This is a genomic window from Streptomyces sp. MMG1533, from assembly GCF_001279775.1.
In the GTDB taxonomy this organism is placed as follows: Bacteria; Actinomycetota; Actinomycetes; order Streptomycetales; family Streptomycetaceae; genus Streptomyces.
Genome location: NZ_LGDG01000061.1, coordinates 1 through 7129, shown reverse-complemented (window position 1 = coordinate 7129; position 7129 = coordinate 1). Strand labels below are relative to the sequence as shown.

Annotated in this window: 5 protein-coding genes; all 5 read right to left on the bottom strand. The window is 69.5% G+C overall.

From position 1 onward, the window contains the following. Positions 1-23: 23 nt before the first annotated feature. Entirely contained in the window at positions 24-1838 is a 1815-nt protein-coding gene (locus ADK57_RS09740) for a hypothetical protein (RefSeq protein ID WP_234390089.1), read from the bottom strand. A 30-nt stretch (positions 1839-1868) separates the two neighbouring features. Then, the gene (locus tag ADK57_RS09735; RefSeq protein WP_053748979.1) at positions 1869-3680 is read right to left on the bottom strand and encodes an amylo-alpha-1,6-glucosidase; all 1812 of its coding nucleotides are present in this window, start codon (positions 3678-3680) and stop codon (positions 1869-1871) included. Positions 3681-3787: 107 nt separating this feature from the next. Next, positions 3788-4612: a carbohydrate ABC transporter permease gene (locus ADK57_RS09730; RefSeq protein WP_053748978.1), complete on the bottom strand. Its 825-nt coding sequence runs from the start codon at positions 4610-4612 to the stop codon at positions 3788-3790. Next, positions 4609-5592, bottom strand: a complete 984-nt coding sequence (locus ADK57_RS09725; protein WP_053748977.1) for a carbohydrate ABC transporter permease — start codon at positions 5590-5592, stop codon at positions 4609-4611. Before ADK57_RS09725 ends, ADK57_RS09730 begins: the two co-directional genes overlap by 4 nt. A gap of 19 nt (positions 5593-5611) precedes the next feature. Further along, entirely contained in the window at positions 5612-6856 is a 1245-nt protein-coding gene (locus tag ADK57_RS09720) for a sugar ABC transporter substrate-binding protein (RefSeq protein ID WP_053748976.1), read from the bottom strand. Positions 6857-7129: the final 273 nt, after the last annotated feature.

Sequence of the window (7129 nt, the reverse complement as noted above, 5' to 3'; positions counted from 1 at the left end):
GTGGTGCCCTTGACGTCGGCGTCCTAGTAATGGAGGTAGATCTGGTCGACGATGGCGGCGCCGACGGTCGCCGCGCCGTTGTCACCGCTGGGGGCCAGGGGGATGGTGTGGCTGCCCGCGGTGAGGTGCCCGGTGATGTCGTCGTGCCCCCACACCACCCACTGGAAGCCCACCGGTATGTCGACCCTGTGTGAGGCGCCGCCGTCGACCCGTGCGTACACGTTCGTCGGGCCCTTGACGGCGGATGCCGCGGTAGAGCTGTTGCCGAACACCGACAGGTTGTAGTCACCGGTGGTGGGAACGGAGACGGGGAAGGAGATCACCGTGGTGGAGTCGGTGCGCAGACCGCCGACGTCCTTGGTGCCGGAGGTGGCGAACTTGGCGATGCTGCTGGTGGTGCCCTCGGTGTTGATGTTGTATCCGCTGCCGCTGAGGGTGGCGTTCTCGGCCTCGTAGCTGGCCGACCAGGTGCTGTCGGAGGCGGTGGCGCTGCCGGTGCCGCCCGGGGAGACGATCACCTGGTACGCGGACATCGCGTCGAGGGTGATGGGAAGGGTGATCGAGCCGTCGGAGCCCACGGCGACATCGGCGTCGGAGAGCCGGGTCGGGGTGGCCGCCGCGCCGAGGTAACCGCTCCAGCGGTCCTGGAACACGCTGACGTGGACGGTGCTGCCGAAGACCGAGGAGGGGATGTTCTTGATGACCGTGTCGGAGGCACCGCTGGTACCGCCCCCGGCGAGGATGACGCGGGCCTGCTTCTTGGCCGTGTCGAGGCTCGCCAGGCCCTGGAGGGTGTAGGCGTCGTCGTTGGCGGCGCCGGTGACCTTGACGGTGTTGCCGCTCATGGAGCTGTACCAGTTGTACAGCCACCACTGGGCGTTGGGGGTGTTCTGGCCGGCGGCGGAGTCGCCGAGGTGGCCGTTGATGTTCCAGTACGGCAGGTTCCCGTCGACCTTCTTGTCCTCGAGGGCCGCGATCCACTGGACCATCTGGCCGGGGTCGGTCAGGTGGTACCGGTAGGCGTACTCGTTGAGGTTGATCGGCAGTGGCGTGCTGATCCCCGCCGCGGTCTCCAGCGCGCGGTAGGAGTCGACGGTGCTGCGGACGGCCGCCGGGCTGCCCAGGGTGTGCCAGGTCACGACGTCGGGCAGGCAGTTGTTGGCCTTGCAGTAGGTGAGGAAGCTGTTGAGGGCGGAGTCGGTGTAGCTGGAGTTGTTGGGGCCGGCCAGACGCGCCGCGGGCCAGATGCCCTTGATGAAGTCGTAGGTCTGCTTCCACTCGGCGTTGAACGCGGCCTGCGACCCTCCGTTGGTGCGCAGGCCCGGGAACCAGTTGCCGTCGGGCTCGTTGTAGGGGACGAAGACGATCTGGTCCTTGTACGGGCTGGCCATCGCCTGCTCGACCTGGGTCTTCATGTATGCCTGGAATTCGGCGTAGCTGGCCCGTTCGTACGGCCACCTGCGGTACACGTCCGTCATGTAGATCATGACGTCTTTGCCGCCGCTGTCGACGAAGGGCTTGGCGACCTCCAGGGCGTCCGAACCGGTGTGCTGCTGTCCGTCCTGGTACTTGGTGTTGGTGGTCTGCAGCCCCATCCCCTCGATGAGGTTGTTCGTCGGTACGTCCGGGCCGGACAGGCCGTACAGCGCTCCGGAAGCGCCGCCGTGGAAGGCTCCGGTGGTGGTGCCCAGGTCGACGGTGAGGGTGGGGGTGGCGGCGGAGGCAGCCGGTGCCGTCACGGTGGTGACGCCGGCTACGACGGTCAGCGGCAGCATGATCTTGGTGATGCCGTGGAGAAGGCGTCTTGTGGTCGAGCGTCTTTGCCCGATGGTTGGCATGTACTTACGTCCCTTCAGGGATGGGGCTGGTTATCGCTGCGCCGGCCCCCGTGCCGGACGTGTGGGTGGGTCGTCGCTCGCGGGTCGGGCGACGGTGGCGTCGGTCCCGGCGTCCGCGCGGCGGTGGTGGTCGCGGGCGAGCAGCAGGTAGCTGCTGGCGGTCCAGGTGTAGGCGCGGTCGCGCAGTCCCTGGCCGGTCAGGGCGTCGAAGTTCTCGGCGAAGCCGGAGGTTTCGCACAGGGCGCGGAAGCGGGCGCTGATCTCGTCCGCGAGGCGTTCGTGCCCGGCGCGGCGCAGGCCGTCCTCGATGAGGACGGTGGCGGGGGCCCAGATCGGGCCGCGCCAGTAGCCGTCGGGCTCGTAGTGAGGGGAGCCGGGGTGTTCGGTCGCCAGGCCGAACGCGGTGAGGTGGGCCTCGATCCGTTCGGCCAGCCAGTCGCGGACCTTGGCGGGCAGGCGGTCGCCGAGCACGATCGGCATCAGGTCGAGCAGGCTGGCGCTCGGGGCGCGGGCTCCGCCGTGGGCCGGGCGGCTCAGGAACCGTTCGCCGTCCCACAGCTCGTCCAGCAGGGCGGCCTGCATGGCGTCGGCTGTCTCGGTGCGGCGTCGGGCGTCGTCCGGGAAGCCCAGTTCGCCGGCCAGCCTGGCCAGTTCGTCGAGCTGGAGGATCAGTGTCGCGGCGAGGTCGGCGGTGACGGCGAGGCGTCCGGGGTCGAAGGTGGTGGCGTTGTCCCAGCCGCTGTCGTTGCCGTGCTGGTAGTGGGGCAGGGCGGCGCCGGGTGCGCGCCGCGCGGTGAGCCAGAAGTCCGTCCAGCGGGTCAGTCTGTCGTACGCCTCGGTCAGTTGCGCCGGGGTGAGCGGTTCGGGGAGCCGGCGGCGCAGGTGACCGAAGGCCCAGCCGTGGATGGGCGGTTTGACGAAGTTGTAGAGGACCTCGGAATGGGTGACGGAGTCGGGCAGCGCGCCGCTGTCGTCCTGGTGGTCGAAGGGCAGCGCGAACTGGTCCCAGGCGAGACCGGGGCAACCGGGGGCCAGGGCAAGGGCGTTGAAGCAGTGGTCCCAGCTCCACACCTTGTCCATCCAGTGCTTGGACATCAGTACGGCGGGCCGGGTGACCAGACCCGCCGGGCGCACGGTCGCCGACCAGACGACGTAGGCGGCGAGTTCGGCGGCCGGGGTGGCGGCCGAGCGCCACGGGGCGACCGTGTCGACGAACTGGGCGAACGACTCCCGCGCGGCCTCCATGACCTCGTCGAACGCCGCCGACGAGCGGAAGGGCAGTCGCGCACTGTCGAGTTCCTCGACCGCGACCTCCCACGAGCCGTCGGCCCCGGCGGCGACCGTGAGACCGCGCTCCCCGGCGCCCAGGGCCTGGGAACCGTCCACGTCGGCGACCGTGCCGGACAGCACGGTGATCCGGTAGCGGCGCCCGGTCTCGTAGGAGGTGAACGTGTGGGCGCCGTCCACCGGGTCGCGGTAGAAGTAGGTCCCGCTGAAGGGGGTCAGGGCATTCGCCGCCGCGGTGACGCGCAGGCCCAGCCCCCGGCCGTGCACGCGTACGGTGTCCGGCGACTCGTAGGCGAGGTCGATGCGCCCGTTGGCGCCGGTCCAGCTGAGCAGGCCCGGTGTTGCCTCGACGCGGGTCTCGGCGCGGTCGCCCGTCGCCGCGTCGAGGGGGACGAGGCGCAGGACGGCGTGCATGCCGTTCTGGTGCGAGACGAGGTGGAGGTCCTCGGCGCGCGTCTTCTCCGCCAGCACGGGAGAGATGCCGAACCAGGATCCGTGCGCGCTGAAGGGTATGTCGTGGACGGAGAAGGCCGGGCCGGACGGTGCGGCGGTCATGGAGGCGGTACTCGTTTCTCGAGCGGGGACGATCGGCGGTCTGCCGGGCGGGGCGACGGTGCTCGCACGGCGGCTCGTGGAGAGCGCGGCTCAGGCGCGCGGCCGGGTCAGTCCTTGACGGCACCGGCGGTCACGCCGGCGGCGACGTAGCGCTGGGCAAGGACCAGGATCACCGTGGCGGGCAGGGAGGCCACGACGGCGGTGGCCATGATGGCGTTCCACTCCTGGTTGTTGTTGCCGATGTAGTGGTAGATGCCGAGCGTGATCGGCTCGTGCGCCCCGCCATTGGCGAGGGTGCTGGCGAAGATGAAGTCGGACCAGGACCACAGGAACGCGAACAGCGACACCGTGACCACGGCGTTGCGGCTCATGGGCAGAACGATGGACCAGAACGTGCGCAGGGCCCTTGCTCCGTCCATCTGCGCGGCCTGGATCAGCTCGCCCGGGATGCCGGACATGAACGCGGTGAAGATCAGGACCGCGAAGGGGACGGCCAGTGTGGAGTCCGCGACGATCAGGCCGGGGACGGACTGGAGCAGGCCGAGGCTGAGGTAGATGGCGTAGAAGCCCATCGCCATGATGATGCCGGGGACCATCTGGGCGACCAGGAGGAGGAAGCTGAGCATGCCCCCGCCGCGTGGGCGGAGTTTCGCCAGCGCGTAGCCGGCGGGCGCGGCCAGCGCCACGGTCAGCACGACGGTGCCCAGGCCGATGACCAGGCTAGTGCCGAGGTAGGGCAACTGCTGGTCGAGTACGGCGCGGTAACCCTCCAGCGTGCCGTGGGCGGGGAACAGGTCCGGCGGGGACTTGCGCATGTCCTGGTCGCGGGTGAAGGAGACGTTGACCATCCAGTAGACCGGGAAGAGCATGACCCCGGTCAGCAGCAGGCCGATGGTCGTCTTCCACCACGCGGTGCCGGTGCTTCGGTTCATGACAGCGCCTGCTTTCGCTGGACTCGGACGTAGACCAGGCCGAAGACCAGGGCCGCGACGACGAGCAGGTTCCCGACGGCCGCTCCGGGGCCGAAGGCGGGCAGCAGGTTGCCGAAGCCGAGTTGGTAGGACCAGGTGGCGAAGGTGGTGGACGAGTCGGCCGGACCGCCCTTGGTCATGATCCAGATGATGTCGAAGACCTTGAGGGTGTAGACGAGGCCCAGCAGCAGGGTGATGGCGGACACCGGGCGCAGGAGCGGGAAGGTGATGCTCCAGAAGCGCCGCCAGGCGCCCGCACCGTCGAGGGCTGCCGCCTCGTACAGGCTGGTGGGGATCGACTGCAGGCCGCTGTAGAGCACGACCAGGTTGAAGGGGACGCCGATCCAGATGTTCGCGATGATCACCGAGGCCAGCGACCACGACGGCGAGGTCAGCCAGTTCACCGGTCCGATGCCGACCGCGTGCAGTACGGCGTTGACGATGCCGGAGTCGCTGTTGAGCATCCACGACCAGGTCGAGGCCGACACGATCAGCGGCAGCAGCCAGGGCACCAGGAACAGGGCGCGCAGGGTGGCGGAGAGCCTGAAGTGCTGGTTGAAGAAGACGGCGAGGGCCAGGCCGATCGCGTACTGGAAGACCAGGCACACGGAGGTGAAGACCACGGTGTGCAGCAGGGCCGGCGCGAATGTCGGGTCGTCGAAGACGGACCGGTAGTTCTTCAGGCCCGTGAACGGCGCGTCCCCCTGGACGAAGGAGCGGACGGTGTAGTTGCGCAGGCTCAGGTCGATGTTGCGGTAGAGCGGATAGGCGTAGAAGAGCGCGAGGTAGAGGGTGACCGGGGCGAGGAAGGCCCAGGCGGCCCACTGCTGGGAGGGCGGACGGCCTCGCGTCGTGGTGCGGGCCGGGGGCGGGGCGGCGGTGGCCGCCCCGTTCCGGCTCTGCACCGGCCGGCGGTCCGGCGACTGTGTCGTGGTCTTCATCGGCTGGCCGGAGTCCTGGTTACTTGACGGCGGACTGTGCCGAGTCGAGCGCGTCCTTCGGCGACGCCGACCCGCTGAGGGCGGACTGGACCGCCTTCCACAACTGCTCCGAGATCTTGGGGTACTTGGTGCCCAGGTCGTCACTGGTGCGCCCCTTGGCGGCCTGGACTGCGTCGACCCAGGGCTTGAGCGCGGGGTTCGCGGCCACCTGCTTGTCCTGGACCTCGGTGGTGGGGGCCACGTAGGACAGCGTCGTGTCGGTGTCGAGCAGGTTCTGGCTGTTGGTCAGGCAGGACACGAGCTTCTGTGAAGTGGCGTAGCGGCCGGTGTCGTCCTGAACCGGGATGGTGACGAACTCACCGCCCGTCGGGGCCGCGGCGTCGCCTCCCGTGGCGGAGGGGATGGGCAGCACGCCGTAGTCGAAGCCGGCCTTCTCGGCGTTGGCGAGCTGCCAGGTGCCGTTCTCCGCGAAGGCGTAGTCGCCGCCGGCGAACTCCTGCCAGCTGGTCGTCTGGGTGTTGTTGATCACCGAGTTGGGGGCGTAGCCCTTGTCCAGCCAGTTCTTCCACAGCGACAGCGCGGAGACTGCCTTGTCGGAGTCGAGTGCGGTCAGTTCGGCTCCGGAGCCCCAGTACCAGGGCAGGAACTGGAAGCTGCCTTCCTCCGTGCCGATCGCGGAGAACGTGATGCCCTTCTTGCCCGCTTCCTTGACCTTCGTGAGCGCCGCCGTCAGGGACTTCCAGTCCTTGACCGAGGCGACGTCCACCCCGGCCGCCTTCAGCACCGACTTGTTGTAGTAGAGGGCGAGGGTGTTGGCGCCGATCGGCGTGCCATAGGTCTTGCCGTCCGACTGGCCGGCCGCGAGCAGGTTGGGGCTGACCTTCGAGGTGTCCAGCTTGTTGTCGTCGGTCGTGGTGAGCACGCCCGCCTCCGCCAGGGTCGACACCACCGGGTTGTCGACTATGAGGACGTCCGCGGAGTTGCCCTGCTGCGCCGCCAGCAGCGCCTTGTTCGTCAGGTCACTGGTGTCGAACGCGGTCCGCTTGATCTTCACCCCGGCCTCGGTGCCGCAGCCGTCGAGCAGCTTCGCCCACGCCGAGCTCTTGTCGAACTGCGGGTACGGGTCCCAGATCGTGTACGTGCCGCTGTCCGCGGCCTTCGTGGAGGTGTCGTCCGCGCCGGAGGAGCATGCGGTGGCGCCGGCGGTGATGGTGGCGACGGTCAGGACTGCGGCGGTGAGACGCCGTCTGGCAGATCTGTTCATTGCGTGTTCCTCATGGTTTTCGGCACAGGTGTGCCCTGGGATCGGCACAGGTGTGCCCTGGGAGGGGTGATCGGGGGCTGCTGGGCTCGCCGAACCCGGGCGGTGGGTTGCGCGGTCGGCCGGTACGGGTGGGGTGCGGAGGGTGAAGGGGAGGGGGCGGGGTGACGGTCAGGGGTGAGTGGAAGCGCCGGGGTTCGCGGCGGGGGAGGGGGGGGGGGGGGCGGGGGGGGGGGGGGTCGGGCCCGCACCGAATCGCGGGGCGGGGCGCGGGGG

Coding starts and splice junctions, on each gene's coding strand:
- ADK57_RS09740 (WP_234390089.1), bottom strand. CDS start 1,838: ATGCCAACCATCGGGCAAAGACGCTCGACCACAAGACGCCTTCTCCAC.
- ADK57_RS09735 (WP_053748979.1), bottom strand. CDS start 3,680: ATGACCGCCGCACCGTCCGGCCCGGCCTTCTCCGTCCACGACATACCC.
- ADK57_RS09730 (WP_053748978.1), bottom strand. CDS start 4,612: ATGAACCGAAGCACCGGCACCGCGTGGTGGAAGACGACCATCGGCCTG.
- ADK57_RS09725 (WP_053748977.1), bottom strand. CDS start 5,592: ATGAAGACCACGACACAGTCGCCGGACCGCCGGCCGGTGCAGAGCCGG.
- ADK57_RS09720 (WP_053748976.1), bottom strand. CDS start 6,856: ATGAACAGATCTGCCAGACGGCGTCTCACCGCCGCAGTCCTGACCGTC.